Source organism: Chitinophaga sedimenti, assembly GCF_023156195.1.
GTDB classification, from domain to species: Bacteria; Bacteroidota; Bacteroidia; order Chitinophagales; family Chitinophagaceae; genus Chitinophaga; species Chitinophaga sedimenti.
In genome coordinates, this window is sequence record NZ_JAKUKA010000001.1 from 5767501 (window position 1) to 5786378 (window position 18878).

21 protein-coding genes, 2 rRNA genes and 4 pseudogenes (1 of these 27 running past the window's edge) are annotated in these 18878 nt (G+C 48.4%); 25 read left to right on the forward strand and 2 right to left on the reverse strand.

What is annotated here, in order from left to right; translation table 11 throughout:
• The 3 genes from MKQ70_RS33150 to MKQ70_RS33160 all read left to right on the forward strand — a co-directional run.
• Positions 1–1318 (forward strand): 23S ribosomal RNA (locus tag MKQ70_RS33150); it begins 1559 nt to the left of the window's first position.
• Between the two features lie 86 nt (positions 1319–1404).
• Positions 1405–1516, forward strand: a 5S ribosomal RNA gene (rrf, locus tag MKQ70_RS33155).
• A 227-nt stretch (positions 1517–1743) separates the two neighbouring features.
• Positions 1744–2547, forward strand: a complete 804-nt coding sequence (locus tag MKQ70_RS33160) for an SDR family NAD(P)-dependent oxidoreductase (protein WP_248079376.1) — start codon at positions 1744–1746, stop codon at positions 2545–2547.
• A gap of 58 nt (positions 2548–2605) precedes the next feature.
• On the opposite strand, the gene hisS is transcribed toward MKQ70_RS33160, so the two are convergent.
• Together hisS and MKQ70_RS33170 are read right to left on the reverse strand one after the other, a co-directional pair.
• Positions 2606–3958, reverse strand: a complete 1353-nt coding sequence (hisS, locus tag MKQ70_RS33165) for a histidine--tRNA ligase (RefSeq protein ID WP_248079378.1) — start codon at positions 3956–3958, stop codon at positions 2606–2608.
• Positions 3959–3991: 33 nt separating this feature from the next.
• Complete coding sequence (locus MKQ70_RS33170; RefSeq protein ID WP_248079380.1) at positions 3992–4438, reverse strand: low molecular weight protein-tyrosine-phosphatase; 447 nt, start codon at positions 4436–4438, stop codon at positions 3992–3994.
• Between the two features lie 186 nt (positions 4439–4624).
• Between MKQ70_RS33170 and MKQ70_RS33175 the strand changes: the two genes are divergently transcribed.
• From MKQ70_RS33175 to MKQ70_RS43540, 22 genes and pseudogenes are all read left to right on the forward strand, one after another.
• Entirely contained in the window at positions 4625–4996 is a 372-nt protein-coding gene (locus tag MKQ70_RS33175) for a hypothetical protein (protein ID WP_248079382.1), read from the forward strand.
• 499 nt (positions 4997–5495) lie between these two features.
• The gene (locus MKQ70_RS33180) at positions 5496–6317 is read left to right on the forward strand and encodes a PstS family phosphate ABC transporter substrate-binding protein (RefSeq protein WP_248079384.1); all 822 of its coding nucleotides are present in this window, start codon (positions 5496–5498) and stop codon (positions 6315–6317) included.
• Between the two features lie 39 nt (positions 6318–6356).
• Complete coding sequence (locus tag MKQ70_RS33185) at positions 6357–7103, forward strand: tetratricopeptide repeat protein (RefSeq protein WP_248079386.1); 747 nt, start codon at positions 6357–6359, stop codon at positions 7101–7103.
• Between the two features lie 102 nt (positions 7104–7205).
• Positions 7206–7556 carry a hypothetical protein gene (locus MKQ70_RS33190; RefSeq protein ID WP_248079388.1) on the forward strand — a complete coding sequence of 117 codons (351 nt, stop codon included), beginning with the start codon at positions 7206–7208 and terminating at the stop codon, positions 7554–7556.
• On the forward strand, positions 7549–8169 hold the full coding sequence (locus MKQ70_RS33195; protein ID WP_248079390.1) for a hypothetical protein: 621 nt from the start codon (positions 7549–7551) through the stop codon (positions 8167–8169). The genes MKQ70_RS33190 and MKQ70_RS33195 overlap by 8 nt, the downstream gene beginning before the upstream one ends.
• A 334-nt stretch (positions 8170–8503) precedes the next feature.
• Positions 8504–8722: a hypothetical protein gene (locus tag MKQ70_RS33200; RefSeq protein ID WP_248079392.1), complete on the forward strand. Its 219-nt coding sequence runs from the start codon at positions 8504–8506 to the stop codon at positions 8720–8722.
• 65 nt (positions 8723–8787) lie between these two features.
• Positions 8788–9156: a tetratricopeptide repeat protein gene (locus MKQ70_RS33205; protein ID WP_248079394.1), complete on the forward strand. Its 369-nt coding sequence runs from the start codon at positions 8788–8790 to the stop codon at positions 9154–9156.
• Between the two features lie 17 nt (positions 9157–9173).
• The gene (locus MKQ70_RS33210; RefSeq protein WP_248079396.1) at positions 9174–9836 is read left to right on the forward strand and encodes a tetratricopeptide repeat protein; all 663 of its coding nucleotides are present in this window, start codon (positions 9174–9176) and stop codon (positions 9834–9836) included.
• Positions 9815–10075 carry a hypothetical protein gene (locus MKQ70_RS33215; RefSeq protein ID WP_248079398.1) on the forward strand — a complete coding sequence of 87 codons (261 nt, stop codon included), beginning with the start codon at positions 9815–9817 and terminating at the stop codon, positions 10073–10075. The genes MKQ70_RS33210 and MKQ70_RS33215 overlap by 22 nt, the downstream gene beginning before the upstream one ends.
• 299 nt (positions 10076–10374) lie before the next feature.
• Complete coding sequence (locus tag MKQ70_RS33220) at positions 10375–10701, forward strand: NADH-quinone oxidoreductase subunit A (RefSeq protein ID WP_248081800.1); 327 nt, start codon at positions 10375–10377, stop codon at positions 10699–10701.
• Between the two features lie 188 nt (positions 10702–10889).
• Positions 10890–11348 carry an NADH-quinone oxidoreductase subunit B gene (locus tag MKQ70_RS33225; RefSeq protein WP_372490053.1) on the forward strand — a complete coding sequence of 153 codons (459 nt, stop codon included), beginning with the start codon at positions 10890–10892 and terminating at the stop codon, positions 11346–11348.
• A gap of 35 nt (positions 11349–11383) precedes the next feature.
• Complete coding sequence (locus MKQ70_RS33230) at positions 11384–11884, forward strand: NADH-quinone oxidoreductase subunit C (RefSeq protein ID WP_248079402.1); 501 nt, start codon at positions 11384–11386, stop codon at positions 11882–11884.
• A gap of 571 nt (positions 11885–12455) precedes the next feature.
• A pseudogene (locus tag MKQ70_RS33235) lies at positions 12456–13246 on the forward strand (NADH-quinone oxidoreductase subunit D-related protein).
• Positions 13247–13292: 46 nt separating this feature from the next.
• Positions 13293–13786: pseudogene (locus MKQ70_RS33240) on the forward strand (NADH-quinone oxidoreductase subunit NuoE family protein).
• Positions 13787–13882: 96 nt separating this feature from the next.
• Positions 13883–14503 carry a hypothetical protein gene (locus tag MKQ70_RS33245; protein WP_248079404.1) on the forward strand — a complete coding sequence of 207 codons (621 nt, stop codon included), beginning with the start codon at positions 13883–13885 and terminating at the stop codon, positions 14501–14503.
• Positions 14497–15243, forward strand: coding sequence for an NADH-ubiquinone oxidoreductase-F iron-sulfur binding region domain-containing protein (locus MKQ70_RS41705; protein ID WP_248079406.1), 747 nt, complete (start codon positions 14497–14499; stop codon positions 15241–15243). Before MKQ70_RS33245 ends, MKQ70_RS41705 begins: the two co-directional genes overlap by 7 nt.
• 50 nt (positions 15244–15293) lie before the next feature.
• Positions 15294–16394 (forward strand): NADH-quinone oxidoreductase subunit G, encoded by a 1101-nt coding sequence (locus MKQ70_RS33255; protein WP_248079408.1) that lies wholly within the window; start codon positions 15294–15296, stop codon positions 16392–16394.
• A 174-nt stretch (positions 16395–16568) separates the two neighbouring features.
• Positions 16569–17444, forward strand: coding sequence for a complex I subunit 1/NuoH family protein (locus tag MKQ70_RS33260; RefSeq protein ID WP_248079410.1), 876 nt, complete (start codon positions 16569–16571; stop codon positions 17442–17444).
• 92 nt (positions 17445–17536) lie between these two features.
• The gene (nuoI, locus tag MKQ70_RS33265; protein ID WP_248079412.1) at positions 17537–17995 is read left to right on the forward strand and encodes an NADH-quinone oxidoreductase subunit NuoI; all 459 of its coding nucleotides are present in this window, start codon (positions 17537–17539) and stop codon (positions 17993–17995) included.
• 21 nt (positions 17996–18016) lie between these two features.
• Positions 18017–18513, forward strand: a pseudogene (locus tag MKQ70_RS33275) (NADH-quinone oxidoreductase subunit J family protein).
• Between the two features lie 23 nt (positions 18514–18536).
• Positions 18537–18614 (forward strand): annotated as a pseudogene (locus MKQ70_RS43535) (NADH-quinone oxidoreductase subunit NuoK); the annotation flags it as partial.
• A gap of 56 nt (positions 18615–18670) precedes the next feature.
• A complete protein-coding gene (locus tag MKQ70_RS43540; protein WP_248081897.1) occupies positions 18671–18853 on the forward strand; it encodes an NADH-quinone oxidoreductase subunit NuoK in 183 nt (60 codons plus the stop codon).
• Positions 18854–18878: the final 25 nt, after the last annotated feature.

An 18878-nucleotide genomic window follows, 5' to 3' on the forward strand; every position in this document is an offset into this window, starting at 1 on the left:
GCTTCGGCGGCGCTGATAGTATCCCTAATCAGACTTCCAAGAAAACCCTCTAAGGCTAGGTTATAACAGCCCGTACCGTAAACCGACACAGGTAGTCGAGGAGAATATCCTAAGGCGCTCGAGTGATCCGTGGTAAAGGAACTAGGCAAATTGACGCTGTAACTTCGGGATAAGGCGTACCGCAGTGATGCGGTCTCAGTAAAATGGTGCAACCAACTGTTTAACAAAAACACAGGGCCCTGCAAAATCGAAAGATGACGTATAGAGCCTGATACCTGCCCGGTGCTGGAAGGTTAAGGAAGGATGTTCGGCGCAAGCCAAAGCTTCTGACTGAAGCCCCAGTAAACGGCGGCCGTAACTATAACGGTCCTAAGGTAGCGAAATTCCTTGTCGGGTAAGTTCCGACCTGCACGAATGGTCTAATGAGTTGCACACTGTCTCTACCACGAGCTCGGTGAAATTGTAGTATCGGTGAAGATGCCGGTTAATCGCAACGGGACGGAAAGACCCCGTGAACCTTCACTACAACTTAACATTGATTTTGAACCACAGATGTGTAGGATAGTTGGGAGACTATGAAGCAGCTTCGCCAGGAGTTGTGGAGTCAACGTTGAAATACCAACCTTCTGTTGTTTAGAGTCTAACTCGCATAGCGAGGACATTGTTTGGTGGGTAGTTTGACTGGGGTGGTCGCCTCCTAAAAAGTAACGGAGGCTCGCAAAGGTACCCTCAGTACGGTTGGTAATCGTACGCAGAGCGCATTAGTATAAGGGTGCTTGACTGTGAGGCCAACAAGCCGAGCAGGTGCGAAAGCAGGCTAAAGTGATCCGGCGGTTCTGTATGGAAGGGCCGTCGCTCAAAGGATAAAAGGTACTCCGGGGATAACAGGCTGATCTCCCCAAGAGCTCATATCGACGGGGAGGTTTGGCACCTCGATGTCGGTTCGTCACATCCTGGGGCTGGAGAAGGTCCCAAGGGTTCGGCTGTTCGCCGATTAAAGTGGCACGTGAACTGGGTTCAGAACGTCGCAAGACAGTTCGGTCCCTATCTGTTGTGATCGTTAGTAAATTGAGAGGACATGACCTTAGTACGAGAGGACCGGGTCGTACGTACCGCTGGTGTATCGGTTGTGCCGCCAGGTGCAGTGCCGAGTAGCTATGTACGGACAGGATAAACGCTGAAAGCATCTAAGCGTGAAACCTTCCTTAAGATGAGTTTACTTTTAAGGGTCGTCGAAGACTACGACGTTGATAGGCTACAGGTGTAAAGGTGGTAACATCAAAGCCGAGTAGTACTAATTGCCCGTAAGCTTTAATTTTATTTTGATATCGTTGTACAACTATTCCCAATATGTAAAATATTAGTCTGAACAAGGTTTAAAAGACCTATAGGATTTAAAGATCTTATGGTGGTTTTGCCGAGGGTGTTCACCTCTTCCCATTCCGAACAGAGAAGTTAAGCCCCTCATGGCCGATGGTACTGCACCACAATGCGGGAGAGTAGGTAGCTGCCATATTTATTAAGAAAGGCTCTGTCGTAAGACGGAGCCTTTTTTTTTACCCCATCCTCATTACGCAAATACAATGCGTTTCTTTCATAGAACTTCGCGTTCATGAAACCACTCACAGGAAAGATAGCAGTCGTTGCCGGCGCCACCAGGGGCGCGGGAAGAGGTATAGCCTGTATGCTAGGTGAAGCTGGTGCAACCGTATATTGCACCGGACGGAGCACCGGCAACAGCTAATGAATCCGCAGCGGCCGGAAACGATAGAAGATACCGCTGATATGGTTACTGCCCGTGGCGGTGTCGGTATACCAATGCGTGTTGATCACAGCAGTGAACTAGAGGTACAGCAACTATTCAATACAATTCTCACCCGCCATGGAAAATTGGATATACTTGTCAACGATATCTGGGGTGGTGAGAAATTGACGGAATGGGGAAAGCCCTTCTGGGAGATGGAGCTGAATAAAGGTTTTACGATGTTGCAACAGGCCATTAACACACATATTATTACCAGCAAGTATGCAGTGCCGTTGTTACAAAAAAGCGATACCGGTTTAATCGTAGAAATAACGGATGGTGACGGATATTACTATCGCGGTAGCCTGTTTTATGACCTGGTAAAAACGTCCATCATCCGGTTGGCCTATACAACTGCGCTTGAGTTGAAAGAACATCGGGTTGCAGTAGTAGCTGTTACGCCGGGTTTCCTACGTTCAGAAGAAATGTTAACACACTTTGGCGTGTCGGAAGCTAACTGGAGAGATGCCACTGTTCAGGAACCGCATTTTATCGCGTCGGAGACCCCATTCTATGTAGGGCGAGGTATAGCAGCATTAGCTGGAGATCCGACATTATTTGAGAAAACAGGGAGAGTTTTTGGAGCATGGTCGTTAGCCAGAGAATATGATTTCCATGATGAGGATGGGAGTCAACCGTTGTGGGATGAGTATGTGGAACAGCATGCAAGAAACTTTCGCTCCCGGAAGTGTGATAGTGAATTTTATCGTTATTGGCGTTTCACGGAGCCCGAAGAAAACTAATAAAAATGCGCCGTTGCGGGGGCGGACAACGGCGCGGCTATATAAAGCAAGAGCTTATTTACTTAAAATCGAAGGTCGCGAGATCGGAAGCTGACAATTTCACTTGTTCTCCGGTTACCATGTTTTTCACGCTGACAACCTGTTCCTGTATTTCGCTGTCGCCAATGATCGCTACATAAGGAATTTCACGTTTGTTGGCGTACTTCATCTGCTTGTCCATTTTTGCGTTTTCGTGGTATAACTCGGCCGCTATACCTCTTGCGCGAAGAGCAGTAATATGTTGATAAGCCAGTTTGATGTTTTCATCACCCGTATAGAGAAAAATCACCTTGGTAGATTGTTGCGCTGTCGTCGGAAATAGCTGCATTTCTTCGAGTACGTCGTAGATGCGATCCACACCAAACGAAATACCTACACCGGAAAGTCCGGGTAGGCCAAATAAACCGGTAAGGTCATCATATCGGCCGCCACCACCGATGCTGCCGATCTTCACCACTTCCGGGGCACGGGCCTCAATGATGATGCCAGTGTAGTAGTTAAGGCCGCGGGCAAGGGTAAGGTCGATTAGAGGCGTGGAGGCGTAAGTCGTCAATTGATTGTTGAGCACAAACTCCAGTTCTTCGATGCCCTTCAGGCCCATTGGAGAATTCTTCAACACTTCTTTCAGGCGTGAGAGCTTTTCATCATTGCTGCCATCGATAGAAATGAAGTTTTCGACGATCTGAATTTCATCTGCATTCAGGCCACGATCTGATAGTTCTTTCCGTACCCCGTCCATGCCTATTTTATCCAGCTTATCGATAGAAATAGTGATGTCAGTCAGCAGGTCGGGACGGTTTACCAGTTCTGCAAGGCCACCTAAAATTTTGCGGTTATTCACGCGAAGGGCATATCCGTCAAGTTTCAGTTGGGTGAAGACGGTATCGTAGATTTTGAGCAGTTCAACTTCATTGATCAGGGAGGTGCTGCCGACTACATCTGCATCGCATTGGTAGAACTCACGATAGCGGCCACGTGCCGGACGATCGCCGCGCCATACGGGCTGCACCTGGTAGCGTTTAAAGGGGAAGGTCAGCTCATGCTGATTCATCACCACGTAGCGTGCAAAGGGAATAGTAAGATCGTATTTCAGTGCCTTCTCGCACAGCAGCGTCGCCAGTTCGCGGCTGTCTTTCGCCTGTTGCGCACGACCAAGAATTTCGCCGTTGTCGAGGATTTTGAAAATCAGTTTATCGCCTTCCTCTCCATACTTACCGTTGAGGGTGGTAAGGTTCTCCATCGCGGGAGTTTCCAGCGGCTGGAAGCCAAACATTTCAAAAGTATTGCGGATGGTTTGCAGAATGTAATTTCTCTTCCTTACCACCGCAGGGCCAAAATCACGGGTGCCTTTGGGTATGCTGGGTTTTACCATGTATATCTGAATTATGTAACGTTAAATTGATTGCTATTTTGATGTTGTTACGGTATCTAAAATACGTTTGCATCCGCCGAGGATCAGCTGGTATACTGGTTCAAATAGTGCATCGTCATACCAGGGATCAGGAACTGGTTGCTGGTGGTCGAGCAATAGTTGCACTTTATTCCGGTCATCTTCGTGCCGCGCTTTGCGAAGCACGTCGCGGTAGTTGTCCAGGTCCATAACATAAATACGGTCAAACGCGTCGAAGTCGGTTACCCGGAACTGCCGGCCGCGCAAACCGGAAATATCAATACCATACTTTTTCGCTACCCGGACCGAACGGGCGTCCGGTGGATCGCCTACATGCCAGTTACCGGTGCCGGCCGAATCTATCGTCCAGTCGAGCTGCTGCTCGGTGGAAAGATGCCTCATAATGCCCTCCGCTAGCGGAGACCGGCAGATATTGCCAAGGCATACCATCAAAATTCTCATCGTAAGAATAATTTTAACCCAAATGGGCATTTTTCCAGCCGCAAACCTACATGTTTTTCAGGTAAGTGCATAGGGCCGGCACCCCGGGAATTTCAGAATATGTAAGAACATGCGATGTCAACCGGTTATATTACGCGGCCGCCTTTGGCTTACTGTGCTACCGCTTTCGGGAACGTATGGAAAATAATGATCTTAGCATCTATATATAAAGCACTTTATCTCCAACGCCACATAATGAAAATAAAATCGCTACATAATAAAGAAAAACGCAAACTAAGCAGCTGGCGACTAATGCGTCTTCACCGGATGCACGCGTTCTATCGCCGTCTGATGTATCGCAGGTCAGGTATTGCGATGCTCGCGGTACTGCTCACGCTTATTATGATAGGCCCTTACGCTTGCATTAAAATTGATATGATTGAAACAAAAGAGAAAATAGAACAAAATGAGAGGGGGAAGGGTTTAATTAGTTTGGCAGCGTGGAAGTCTGCTGAAGCTGCCTCGGAAAAAGTTATGGAAAACGGCAAGATGCAAGTTCCGCTTGTAAGGCAAATGTGACGAAGAAGCGCTCCGTACTGTTTTGAAAGTACCAAGTTGACAAACGACAATGAGGTCAGGGAAGCCGGAAAAAGACCTATTTTAACCTTCCTGTAAACTTTAAACTAGCTAATTAAAACTATTTTTTTGTATACTTGTAACTCGCAGAATTATGCAAAACGAAGGATCATATAGCAACAACGAAAGAAGAAACCTGCAATACCGTCCCATTGGAGAGATGGTACGGGGAATATTTTTTATTCTCTTTGGGCTTTTTGCCTTTTTGCAGAGAAACTAGGACTTGGGGAATTTTCTATATCGCCCATGGTAATTTATGGTTTGGGCGGACTTTTAACCGCTTACGGCCTATTCCGCGTGATCAATGGCGCCAGGAAAATTTTTTCTAAATAAGGAAAGGGATACTTGTATGAAACTAAGGTCTAAATACCACAAGGGCATTTCATTGCTATTTGCGACCATGCTCTTCCTGGGTTCATGTACGGAAAATAAATCCGGTAAGGTGCAGGATACGGCTACATCCGGAGACATTCATATTTCGGTGGATGAAACATATAAGCCGCTGATAGAAGCCGAGCTGAAAGTTTTTCATTCAATTTATCCGAAAGCGCACATTACCGCCGACTATAAACCGGAAGCGGAATGCTTTAAAGATTTGTTTGCCGACAGCTCCCGTTTGATTATTGTAACACGTGAGCTCAATGCTGACGAGAAAGAATATTTCAAGAAGGTAAAGATCACGCCGAAAAGCATGCTGCTGGCCTGGGATGCTTTAGCATTGGTGACCAATAAAGAAAATCCGGATTCTATTTTTACGATGGACCAGGTGCGGGAAATTATGGCGGGAACCAGCAAACGTAAATGGCAGCTGGTGTTCGACAATGAGAAATCCAGCACTGTTAGATATATTATCGATTCTATTAACAAAGGAAAACCACTGCCGGCTCAAACGATGGCCGCTAAAGGAAATCCGGAAGTAATCGATTATGTGGCAAAGAATAAAGATGCGATGGGGATTATCGGTGTCAACTGGATTTCAGATACCGAAGATTACGAAACTATCGATTTTACAAATAAGGTAAAAGTTGTGAAACTGCGTGCTGACTTTGGTTCTGAATATGTACAGCCTTACCAACTTTATATTGCCGCTAGATCATACCCACTGGTGAGAGGAATGTTTTTCGTTCATAGAGAGCCACACCAGGGGCTTGCTTCCGGGTTTGCCACTTTTCTCGGAAGTCAGGAAGGTCAATTATTGATCCGGCGGTTCAAATTGTTCCCTGCCCGTTCTAACGTGGTGTTCAGGGACGCAACCATTAAATAAGCTAAACACATAAACACAACTTTAAAAAACCGATTGCTCATGAACAGAAAGAACTGTTTGATTGCTGCATTGCTCTGTCTTTCGGGTAGCGCAATGGCCCAATCTGTAGAAGACGGCCTGAAAAATTTGTACTACGAGAAGTACCAATCTGCGAAGCAGGATTTCGAAAAGGTGATAGCCGCTAAACCTTCTGACGACAGGGCTTACTATTACCCGGGTATCGCAGAACTGGGCCTCGAAAATAAAGCCGGTGCTGTTGCCGCTTTTCAGAAAGGTCTGACCGCTGTGCCTAATTCTCCTTTACTGACCGCTGGCATGGGCCGCATCGATCTGATCGACGAAAAAGCCGATGCTGCAAAGCAAAAATTTGAAGCAGCCAGCACTGCAACAGAAGGCCGTAACGGCGACGTTGCACGCGCCATTGCTGACGCCAACTCCGAAATTAAAGGTGGTGACAGAGGTTATGCACTGTCTGTAATGGAAAAACTCCTGAACAACGAAGGCCGTAAAAAGAAAGAACAATACACTGCCACTGCTGCCGATTACATCGAGCAGGGCGACGCATACAGGATGTTAGGTGGTGAGAACGGCGGTAAGGCCATCTCCGCCTACGACAAAGCCCCGGAGCTGGATCCGAAAAATGCGGAGGCTGTGACAAAACAAGGTATCGTTAATTACAACGCCCGTCTGAACAAAGACGCCCGGCTTCTGGACCAACGCTACCGCTATGGACCCGAACTATGCGCCTGCCTTCCAGGAACTGTTCGAGTACTACTTCACTCCTAAGCCTAATCAGTTCTCTGTTCAATACGCAAAAGAATTCCTCCAGAAATACCGGCGGTTGCTGACCCTGCCGATAAACTGAAAAATCAGTACTGGCTGGCGTACATGAGCTACCTGAGCAACGATTATGCGGATGCTATCGCTAAAGCATCTGCATCATTACCCGAGGCTAATGAAGTGTATAAAGCGAAATTTTCAAGGCTGATTGGTCTGTCTCACCTGCTGAAAGGTGATTCACTGACCGCTCAGAAAGTCGCAGAAGATTACGCGAAATCTGTTGGTGAAGCTAAACTGGAAGCACCTGATTACAAACTGATGCACCAGATCTATTCCAAACTGAGATCTGCTGATTCTGCCACCCAGGCAGGTTACACTGCAAAATCACTGGAACACCGGAGAAATTTGCTGCTGCCGATACATCTCATGATGCAGAGAAAAATTCGTAACGGTGGCTGAAGCGTACAAAGGTGCAAACCAGTACGCAAAAGCTGGTGACTGGTACACTAAAGCCCCGGAAGCCAAATTGGCTAACAAAGACCAGGTAAGTGCACTGGATTACTACAATCCTGGTAATACTTACTACTTCGGTAGCAACGGCGGCACCGACACCGTAACACTGAATAAAGCGATTGCGGCATTCGCCCTGCTGGCTGAAAAATACCCTGACCTTACCACCGGTCACTACTGGGTAGGTAAAGCAACTGCGGCGAAAGATGTTGAAGCTAAATCGGGTATTGCTAAGCCGTACTTCGAGAAATACATTTCTATGGCAGAAGGCGAACCGGCTAAAAATAAAGCTGGCCTGGTTACAGCCTACACCTACGTAATGGTGTATTACTATAATGTAGAAGATAAAGCAGCTATGAATGCGGTTATCGACAAAGTTACTGCACTGGATCCCGAAAATAGTGTTGTAAAAGACATCAAAGCGGCTGAGCAAAACCTCTGCGGCTTCTGCAAAAGCGGCAGGTGCCGGCGGTACCAAATAAAATTTACGGTAACTATTCCATACGAGAGCGGTGCTATAGCACTGCTCTCTTTTTTGCCCTTATTTGTTTGCTCAACATGAAATTTAACTAAACGCCAACCTTTCTTCGATTCCACGCGCCCATTTTGGCATGTTTTTTTAGATATAATTGAAATCTTTCCAATTTTTTGACCAGCTTTTCAAAAATCGTTAAATTAAGGTGAGATAGGGAAAGAGCTATACCTCGTGAGAAAAGGATTTACGGAAAACCATTAAACCGATTAGTTCATGAAAAGGAAAAGTTTAACCATAGCGTTGCTCGGGTTGGCAACAGGCGTTATGGCCCAATCAGTTGATGACGGCCTGAAGAATCTTTATTACGGAAAATATCAATCTGCAAAACAAGATCTAGAAAAAGTAGTGGCTGCAAAAGCCAATGACGATAGAGGGTATTACTACGGGCCTCGCGGAACTCGGTCTTCAGAATGAAGCCGGCGCTGCGGCTGCCTTCCAGAAAGGCTTACAGGCAGTACCTAATTCTCCTTTGCTCACCGTCGGCGCTGGCCGTATCGACCTGTTAAAAGGCGACGCTGCAGCGGCTAAGCAAAAGTTTGAAACCGCCATTACCGCCACAAAAATAAAAACGGCGAGGTAGCCCGCGCCGTTGCCGATGCCAATACCGAAGTTAAAGCCGGTGATCGCGCTTACGCCCTCAAAGTGATGGAAACGTTGCTGAATAATGAAGGCGCTAAGAAGAAAGATGTCTACAACGCAACTGCGGCCGATTACATTGAGTTGGGCGACGCCCTGCGTTACCTGGGCGGTGAACATGGTGGTAAAGCCATCGCCAGTTACGAAAAAGCGTTGGAGCTCGATCCAAAAAATGCCGAAGCAATTACAAAGATCGGTTTGGTCAACTACAATGCAAAACTGAAGCAGCAGGCGTTGGGAGAGTGGGTAAGAGCAACCACAACCGATCCACAGTATGGCCCTGCCTTCTTTGAGCTGTACTCTTTCTACTTCACACCGCGCCAGGACCAGCTGGATATCGGCAAGGCGAAAGAATACCTGCAAAAATACCGGCGGTAGCCGACCCGACCGATAAAGTGGGTAACGAGTACTACCTGGCTGCCATCACTTTCTATAATAAAGACTACGATGCTGCCATTGATAAGGCGAAAAGCCTGTTGCCGGTGGCTAACGAATCTTTCCAGGGTAAACTGAACCGCCTGATCGGTGACGCCTACCTGCAAAAAGGAGATTCGCTTTCCGCACAAAAAACAATGGACGAGTATGCTGCCAAAGTAGGGGAGGCAAAACTGGAACTGAACGACTATAAGCTGCTGAGCGAAATTTATGGCCGCCTGAAGCTCGCTGACTCTACCGCCCAGGCGCAGAACGACGCCAAAGCACTAACATACCCGGAGAAATATGCGACTGCCGATACCGCTAAAGACGCCGACCGCTTCGAAAGCGTAGCCAAGGCCTATGCCGCAGCACACGTGTACGATAAGGCGGGGGAATGGTATCAGCGCCTGCTCGATCTGAAACTCGAGAAAAAGAGAATCCGAGCGCGCTCGACTACTATAACGTGGGCCTTAATTACTATCGGGGCTCCGCTACCGATGCCGGAACTGATACCACGATGCTCAACAAGGCCGATACTGCCTTTGGGCGCCTGGCAGAGAAATTTCCGGATATTACCACCGGCCACTACTGGAGAGGAATGGCCAACGCCGGTAAAGACGTGGAAGCCAAAACAGGCGTAGCCCGTCCATACTTTGAGAAGTACATTTCCATGGCCGAAGGTGATCCTGAAAAGAACAAAGCCGGCCTGGTAAAAGCGTATACCTATATTATGGTATACTACTATAACGCAGACGATAAGGCGAACCTGCAAAAGTATATGGACAAAGTACTCCCGCTGGATCCGAACAACGAAGCGGCCAAAGCCATCAAGGAAAACATGAATTCCAAAGCGGGAACCGCAAATAAATCGACGAAGTAACGAACATCCGCAGCCATTTGGCTGTTATAACTTATAAATCCAAAGGAGTTTTCACAGTTTTTTGAATGCTGTGAAAACTCCTTTCTGTTTCTATAAGAAATCTATTCATATCTGATTATATTACATATGCAAAAAAATAATTAGATTTTCCGGACCGTAGATTTGTATTTTGGTATAACATCAGTATTTTTGCCTGATTGGAATTATATTTCAACTTTTAGGGGAAGCTTATGTCATTTGGAAGTGAAATCTTAACTGCAACTAACACTCCGTTTAGTTATTTTCCTATTGTGCTACAGATGATTGCGGCACTGGGATTCGTAGCACTAACCATGGTGGCCACACACTTTCTGGGCCCCAAACGCAAAACCAGCGATAAACTGATCAACTTTGAGAGCGGTATCGAGCAGAAGGGCAATGCCCGTCAGCCGGTAGCGATCAAGTATTTTCTAACCGCTATCCTGTTTGTGTTGTTCGACGTGGAAGTGATCTTTTTCTACCCCTACGCTGTTAATTTCAGAGAGTTAGGTAAAGAGGGCTTTTTCGCGGTATTGATGTTTGTGGGCTTTTTTGTGGGCGGCTTCATCTATATCTGGAAGAAAGGCGCGCTCATGTGGGAAGATTAAGGCACTGTAGTTGCAGCATTTGTATTGATAAGGAACTTTTTGAAACTTATATAAATCTCCCGTTCGGGAAGCTAGGAGGTAAATATGGCACGTCCGGTTCAATTTAATACCAAGGTGAAGACGGTAGAGGCGCCCCAGGGTTATGGCGGTGAAGGCTTTTTGCCACCTCTTTTGATAAAGTGATTGGTTTGGCCAGGAAGAATTCCATTTGGCCGCTGCCATTTGCAACTTCATGTTGCGGCATCGAGTTTATGGCAACGATGGGCGCTCACTATGATCTGGCCCGTTTTGGTGCGGAGCGTATGGGCTTCACGCCGCGTCAGTGTGACGTGTTACTGGTAATGGGCACTATCTCCAAAAAGATGGGACCTGTATTACGCCAGGTATACCTGCAGATGGCAGAACCCCGTTGGGTGATCGCTGTTGGCGCCTGCGCCTGCAGCGGTGGTATCTTTGACTCTTACTCCGTATTGCAGGGTATTGACCAGGTAATTCCGGTGGATGTTTATGTTCCCGGTTGCCCTCCGCGCCCCGAGGCGATCCTGGACGGCTTTATCCGCGTACAGGAACTGGTGCACCAGGAAAGCCTGCGTCGCCGCCACTCCCCGGAGTACAAAGAACTGATGAACTCCTACGGCATCCAATAAGCGTAGTTGATAGATAACTGTAATTGTATATTGTAATGTCCCTGACAAACGAGCATATTAGAAGCAGACTGGCAGAGAAGTTCGGTGAGGCGCTCACCCACGTGGAAGAGCCATATGGCATGCTGACGTTCACCGCGCCTAAAGAACTGAACCTGAAAGTACTGCAGTTCCTGTACGACGAAATGGGCTTCCAGTTCATGACGGACCTCACCGGCGTGCATTATCCCGACCAGGTTGGGGCGGAACTCGGTGTAGTATATCATCTGCACAACATGAGAGAGAACGTGCGTGTGCGCTTCAAGGTATTTACTGCAGTGGCCACGCCGCAGATATTTACCGCTACCCGCCTGTTCGAAACGGCTAACTGGATGGAGCGCGAAACCTTCGACTTCTACGGGATCGACTTCGTGGGGCATCCGAACCTGAAACGTATCCTGAACGTAGACGAAATGGACTACTTCCCAATGCGTAAGGAGTTTCCGCTGGAAGACCAGACACGTATTGACAAAGACGACGAAATGTTTGGTCGCGGTTAGATTGAAAAATAGTAACAGATTATATCGTAATAAGACGCAAAATGAATCATGGAAAACAGAGGAAGCAGTACCGACGGTGTGGTAAATCACACGCCAGGGCCGCTGCGTCTGTTTTCCATTTCGTTTTTACATCATAATGAAGGCTATGTCAGAGCAGCAACATGTACACCTGCCGGAAGGCTCGATTGAAAAGCAGACAACGACGTTGAACCTGGGGCCTACCCACCCGGCAACCCACGGCGTGTTCCAGAACGTAATGGAACTGGACGGTGAAAGAGTGGTATCGACCGTACCCACGGTAGGTTATATCCACCGCGCTTTTGAGAAAATAGCTGAAAGGCGTCCCTACTACCAGATAACTCCGCTGACGGACAGGCTTAACTACTGTTCATCTCCCATCAATAATATTGGCTGGCACCTGACGGTGGAAAAACTGCTGGGCATCGAAACGCCCAAGCGTGTGGACTACCTGCGTGTCATCATCATGGAACTGGCGCGTATTGCGGACCACCTGATCTGCAACTCCGTAATCGGGGTGGACAGTGGTGCATTTTCGGGCTTCCTTTACGTGATGCAGTACCGTGAGCTGATTTACGAAATATACGAGGAAGTGTGCGGCTCCCGCTTAACGACCAACATTGGCCGTATCGGTGGTTTTGAAAGAAATTTTAACGATGTCGCTTTCCGCAAAATAAATAAGTTCTGGACGAATATCCTGCGGTACTGCAGGAGTTCGAGAAACTGTTTACCCGTAACCGCATCTTTATGGAGCGCACCATCGGTGTAGGTCCTATTGCAGCGGAACGTGCACTGAATTACGGCTTTACCGGCCCTAACCTGCGTGCTACCGGGGTAGACTACGATGTGCGTGTAACAACGCCTTACAGCTCTTACCAGGACTTTGACTTCACTATTCCCGTAGGCTCCACCGGCGATACTTACGATCGTTTCCTGGTGCGCAACGGCGAAATGTGGCAGAGCCTTTCTATTATCCGCCAGGCGATGGAGAAACTGAAATCGCTGCCGGCTGATATTTTCCACGCAGACGTACCAGCTTATTACCTGCCGGAAAAAGAAGATGTGTATTCGAAAATGGAAGCATTGATCTATCACTTCAAAATTGTGATGGGTGAAACAGAAATTCTGCCCGGTGAAGTTTATCATTCGGTAGAAGGTGGTAACGGCGAACTGGGTTATTACCTGATCAGCGATGGTGGCCGTTCTCCATACAGGCTGCACTTCCGCCGTCCCTGCTTCATTTATTACCAGGCTTATCCCGAACTGGTGAAAGGTGCCATGTTGAGTGATGCGATCATTTGCATGAGTAGTCTGAACCTGATTGCCGGCGAACTGGACGCGTAGGGATTTATAAAGCAAACAAATATTACAAACTCGAAGGGGTTTTATTATGATACAATTTTCTGAAGAGAAGCTCAATAAAGTAAAGGAGATCATCGCACGCTACCCGCAAGGAAAGCAGAAAAGCGCGCTGATACCGGTGTTGCACCTGGCCCAGGAAGCATTTGGCGGCTGGTTAAGCTCCGATACAATGGATTATGTGGCCAGCCTGTTGGACATCACCAACATCGAAGTGTACGAGGTAGCTACCTTTTACAGCATGTTTAACCTGCAACCCGTAGGCAAATATCTGTTCGAAGTTTGTCAGACCGGCCCGTGCATGGTAAACGGCTCCGACCAGATTATTGATTATATTAAAAAGAAACTGGGCATTGGTGTGGGTGAAACCACGGCTGATGGCCTTTTTACTTTAAAGACGGTAGAATGCTGGGCGCCTGTGGTTATGCACCGATGATGCAGCTTGGCAAACATTACCGCGAGCATTTAACGCCCGAGAAAGTAGACGCGATCATAGACGAGTGCAGGGCAGCTGCCGGGAACTAAGCTGAGGCTGAAGTGTGCGACGCAACGGCGGTTGAGTAGTATACAGCAGCTGATCTCATAAAGAAAGAAAATATAACAACGCTAACAGCGGAGAACATGGGACGAAAATTATTGCTAGACAAAGCGCATATAGAAGGCATCCGGTACTACGATGTATACCGGAAAAATGGCGGTTATGCGGCGGCTGAAAAGGCGCTGAAATCCATGACCACCGACCAGGTGCTGGACGAAGTGAAAAAGAGCGGCCTGCGTGGTCGCGGTGGGGCGGGTTTCCCGACAGGTTTGAAATGGAGCTTCATTGCCAAGCCCGAAGGCGTTCCCCGTTACCTGGTGTGCAATGCGGATGAATCGGAGCCAGGTACGTTCAAAGATCGTTACTTGATGGAGTTCCTCCCTCACCTGCTGATCGAGGGCTTACTTATTTCCAGCTACACACTGGGCGCAAACAGCACCTACATTTACATCCGCGGCGAATATGCCTGGATACCCGATATTCTTGAAGAAGCAATTGCAGAAGCGAAAAAGAACGGTTGGCTGGGTAAAAATATCCGGGGTACCGGCTTTGACCTTGAAATATATGTACAACGCGGCGGCGGCGCCTATATATGCGGTGAAGAAACTGCGCTGATCGAATCGCTGGAAGGTAAGCGCGGTAACCCGCGACTGAAGCCGCCATTCCCGGCGGTAAAGGTCTGTGGCAGTCGCCTACCGTGGTAAACAACGTGGAAACACTGGCAGCAGTAGTGCCTATCATCAACATTGGTGGTGAGGAGTATGCTAAAATCGGAGTGGGTAAATCTACCGGTACGAAGCTGATCTCTGCCTGTGGTAACATCAACAAACCTGGTGTGTATGAAATAGACATGACCATCAGCGTGGAAGAGTTTATTTATTCTGATGAATATTGTGGCGGTATTCCTAATGGAAAACGCCTGAAAGCCTGTATTCCCGGCGGTTCTTCCGTGCCCATTCTGCCTGCTAACCTGTTGCTGACCACGGCCAAAGGAGAGAAGCGTATGATGAACTACGAGAGCCTGAATGACGGTGGTTTCGCTACCGGCACCATGATGGGATCGGGTGGCTTCATCGTGCTCGACGAAGACCAGTGTGTGGTACGTCATACCCTGAGCCTCGCGCGCTTCTATCACCACGAAAGCTGCGGGCAATGCAGCCCCTGCCGTGAAGGTACCGGCTGGATGAAACGCGTACTGTCCAACATCGAGAGCGGTAAAGGTAAAATGAGCGACATCGATCTGCTGTGGGATATCCAGCGTAAGATCGAGGGTAATACGATTTGTCCGCTGGGCGATGCGGCGGCCTGGCCGGTAGCAGCTGCTATCCGGCATTTCCGTGACGAGTTCGAGTGGCATGTGAATAACCCGGAGGAAGCGCAGCGCCGCAACTTCGGTCTGGCACACTATGCCGATCCCCTGCCCGTACCACAGCCTGTAGCTTAACATTGCAAACATGACGCGCAGCGATGCGCGAAAAAATATAAGTCATAACCATGGCGGAAGAGAAAAAATTATTCAAAGTAACGATCGACAATATCTCCGTAGAGGTAGAGCCGGGCACCACCATCCTGAATGCTGCCCGTCAGATTGGAGGAGATATAGTGCCCCCGGCAATGTGCTATTACAGCAAGTTGCAGGGGAGTGGCGGTAAATGTCGTACCTGCCTGGTAAAGGTGAGCAAAGGTTCCGAGGCGGACCCGCGACCTATGCCTAAGCTGGTGGCAAGCTGCCGTACTACTGTAATGGACGGTATGGAAGTAGCCAACATTACTTCGCCCGAAGTAATTGAAGCCCGTAAAGGTGTGGTGGAATTCCTGCTGCTGAACCACCCGCTGGACTGCCCGGTGTGTGACCAGGCGGGTGAGTGTCACCTGCAGGACCTGAGCTACGAGCATGGCGTGAGTGCTACCCGCTACGAGTTTAAACGCCGTACGTTCGATAAGATCGACCTGGGTGACCACATCCAACTGCACATGACGCGTTGCATTCTTTGCTACCGTTGCGTATTTACTGCCGACCAGCTGACCGAAAAACGTGAGCACGGTATCCTTGGTCGTGGTGAACATGCGGAAATCAGCACTTACATTAAAGAATCGCTGGACAACGACTTTATCGGCAACGTAATCGACGTTTGCCCGGTAGGTGCGCTGACCGATAAAACCTTCCGTTTCAAAAACCGCGTATGGTTCCTGAAACCGGTAGATGCACACCGCGATTGCGAGAACCCGAAATGCTGCGGCAAAACTACGGTGTGGCTGCGCGGTAACGAGGTGTTCCGTGTAACGGCGCGTAAAGATCAATATGGCGAAGTAGAGGCATTCATTTGCGATACCTGCCGGTTTGAGAAGAAAGAAGCGACAGACTGGGTGATCGAAGGTCCCCGTAAGATCAGCCGCGCGAGCGTTATATCACAGGGCCACTACGTTGGTACCGTACAACCGAAGGAAACGATCGAAAAGGTACTGGATGGCCGCAAGCCTAAATTGCTGATGGACATCCACTCGGTGAGCCAGGTAAACCGCCCTGACATTGATCTGTCGCAGATCGACGGACCGGCGCATTCCGATGACTTTAATAAGAAAGGTGTTCAATAATTGATATATGCAGTTCCCGGGAATAGACGTAATATTCATACTAGAAAAAATTTTGCTGATATCTGCCGTGCTGGCCATATCGCTGCTTGTCGCCATGTATTGTACATGGGGCGAGCGTAAGGTAGCGGGCTGGATTCAGACCGTATCGGTCCCGATCGTGCGGGCCCTTTGGGTTTGCTGCAGCCGCTGGCTGATGGTGGTAAACTTTTCTTTAAAGAGGAAATTATCCCTATCAATGCTAACCGCGCGCTGTTCGTATTAGGTCCTTCGCTGGCGATGCTTACCGCCTGTATGACCGGTGCGGTGATTCCCTGGGGCGATGTGCTGTATTTCGGCGACCTCCCGGTATCGCTACAGATCGCAGACATCAACGTAGGTATCCTGTATATTTTTGGCGTGGTGAGCTTAGGCGTGTACGGTATCATGATCGGCGGCTGGGCATCCAATAATAAATTCTCCCTGCTGGCGGCCGTGCGCGGTGCTTCGCAGATCATCAGTTATGAGCTGGCCATGGGCATGTCGCTGATCGCGCTGCTGATGGTAACCGGTTCACTGAGCCTGAAAGATATCGTGGAGCAACAGCGTCATGGATTATGGAACATCTGTTACCAGCCATTTGGTTTTTTGCTGTTCCTTATTTGTGCGTTTGCTGAATGTAACCGTGCGCCGTTCGACCTTCCCGAAGCAGAGAATGAGCTGAACGGTGGTTATCACCTGGAGTACTCGTCCATGAAACTGGGTTTTTACCTGTTCGCGGAGTATATCAACATGTTCGTGAGTTCTGCGCTGATGGCTACTTTGTATTTTGGCGGTTACGCGTTTCCTTTCATGGATTCGCTGGGATGGAGCCCGAACCTCATTACCATTGCGGGCATTGCTGCATTGTTCATTAAAACCATTGGTTTCATCTTCTTCTTCATGTGGGTAAGATGGACGCTGCCAAGGTTCCGTTACGATCAGCTGATGAAACTGGGCTGGAAGGTATTGATTCCTCTGGCGTTGCTGAACATGCTGATCACTGCTGCATTCATTTTGTGGACACAGCATTAAGAGGAAATAAATTTGACCGGAAGCCGGTCATCAACATAAACTATTTGAAATGGAAGCATTAACTAACAGGGCGCAGGCAGTAGACAGGTCCGATGAACTTCTGGGAGAGAATGTATTTGCCTGCAATTATCAAAGGTTTGGGCATTACGTTCAAACACCTGTTCAGGAAGAAGGCGACCGTAAGGTTCCCTGAAGAGAAGAGACAATTCAGCCCCGTATTCCGTGGCCTGCACATCCTGAACCGCGATGAGGAAGGACGCGAGCGTTGCACCGCCTGCGGATTGTGTGCGGTTGCCTGTCCTGCCGAAGCCATTACGATGGAAGCGGCCGAACGCAAACCCGGTGAAGAGCACCTGTACCGTGAAGAGAAGTATGCGGCCCGTTACGAGATCAATATGCTGCGTTGCATTTTCTGCGGTTTCTGTGAAGAGGCCTGTCCGAAAGAAGCAATTTATATGACTGAAACATTTGCACCGGCCAACTACCAGCGTAAAGGTTTCATTTATGGAAAAGATGATCTGCTGATCCCCGATCCTAAAGCTAAAGCGTAACTGTAAAATTATCCACCAGCAATGAGTTTAAACGAGATCATTTTTATTGTACTGTCGGTTGTGTCCATCGTTACGGCGCTGGGCGTTATCCTCAGTAAGAACCCGGTGAATAGTGTGTTATCGCTGATCGTACTGTTCTTTTCCATTACCTGCCACTATGTGATGCTGAATGCGCAGTTCTGGCCATTGTGAACTTCATCGTTTACATGGGGGCCATCATGGTACTGTTCCTGTTCGTGATCATGTTGCTGAACATGAATGCTGAACTGGAGCCGCAAAAGCGTAACTGGCTGAAATATGCCGGCGCCATCAGCGGTGGCGTACTGTTATTCCTGATCACCGTGGTGTTGCGTAAAGCCAGCATGAGCACCGTACATATCGAGAATGCCACCGATATCGGGTTAATCAAAAACCTGGGTATGATCCTGTTCCGGGATTATGTGGTACCGTTCGAGATCAGCAGTATCCTGTTCCTGACCGCCATGGTGGGCGCAGTAGTGCTGGGTAAAAAAGACTAGAAAACATCTAACAGAAAATATTTATGCCGGTTCAGTATTACATTTTTTTAAGCGTAGCGTTGTTTTGCATTGGGGTGACGGGCGTGTTGATACGCAGGAATGCGATTATCATTTTTATGTGCATTGAGCTGATGCTAAATGCCGTAAACCTTTGCTGGTGGCTTTCTCCAAAATGTTTGTGGATGCAGGTCGCGTGGATGCGGCGTCTGCACAGCTGTTTGTGTTCTTTATTATGGTGGTGGCCGCTGCCGAAGTAACGGTGGGCCTGGCTGTTATTGTAATGATGTACCGAAACGCGCATTCTGTAGACATCAACATTTTAAACAGGTTAAAGAACTAACCATCACGGTACTTTACCTTAACTG

Excerpts from the sequence above, each read along its gene's own strand:
- MKQ70_RS33185 (WP_248079386.1), top strand. The coding sequence starts at position 6,357 with ATGAACAGAAAGAACTGTTTGATTGCTGCATTGCTCTGTCTTTCGGGT.
- MKQ70_RS33160 (WP_248079376.1), top strand. The coding sequence starts at position 1,744 with ATGAATCCGCAGCGGCCGGAAACGATAGAAGATACCGCTGATATGGTT.
- MKQ70_RS33190 (WP_248079388.1), top strand. The coding sequence starts at position 7,206 with ATGAGCTACCTGAGCAACGATTATGCGGATGCTATCGCTAAAGCATCT.
- MKQ70_RS33200 (WP_248079392.1), top strand. The coding sequence starts at position 8,504 with ATGACGATAGAGGGTATTACTACGGGCCTCGCGGAACTCGGTCTTCAG.
- nuoI (WP_248079412.1), top strand. The coding sequence starts at position 17,537 with ATGAACTTCTGGGAGAGAATGTATTTGCCTGCAATTATCAAAGGTTTG.
- MKQ70_RS33205 (WP_248079394.1), top strand. The coding sequence starts at position 8,788 with ATGGAAACGTTGCTGAATAATGAAGGCGCTAAGAAGAAAGATGTCTAC.
- MKQ70_RS33230 (WP_248079402.1), top strand. The coding sequence starts at position 11,384 with ATGTCCCTGACAAACGAGCATATTAGAAGCAGACTGGCAGAGAAGTTC.
- MKQ70_RS33170 (WP_248079380.1), bottom strand. The coding sequence starts at position 4,438 with ATGAGAATTTTGATGGTATGCCTTGGCAATATCTGCCGGTCTCCGCTA.
- MKQ70_RS33220 (WP_248081800.1), top strand. The coding sequence starts at position 10,375 with ATGATTGCGGCACTGGGATTCGTAGCACTAACCATGGTGGCCACACAC.
- hisS (WP_248079378.1), bottom strand. The coding sequence starts at position 3,958 with ATGGTAAAACCCAGCATACCCAAAGGCACCCGTGATTTTGGCCCTGCG.
- MKQ70_RS33175 (WP_248079382.1), top strand. The coding sequence starts at position 4,625 with ATGATCTTAGCATCTATATATAAAGCACTTTATCTCCAACGCCACATA.
- MKQ70_RS33255 (WP_248079408.1), top strand. The coding sequence starts at position 15,294 with ATGGCGGAAGAGAAAAAATTATTCAAAGTAACGATCGACAATATCTCC.
- MKQ70_RS33245 (WP_248079404.1), top strand. The coding sequence starts at position 13,883 with ATGGGACGAAAATTATTGCTAGACAAAGCGCATATAGAAGGCATCCGG.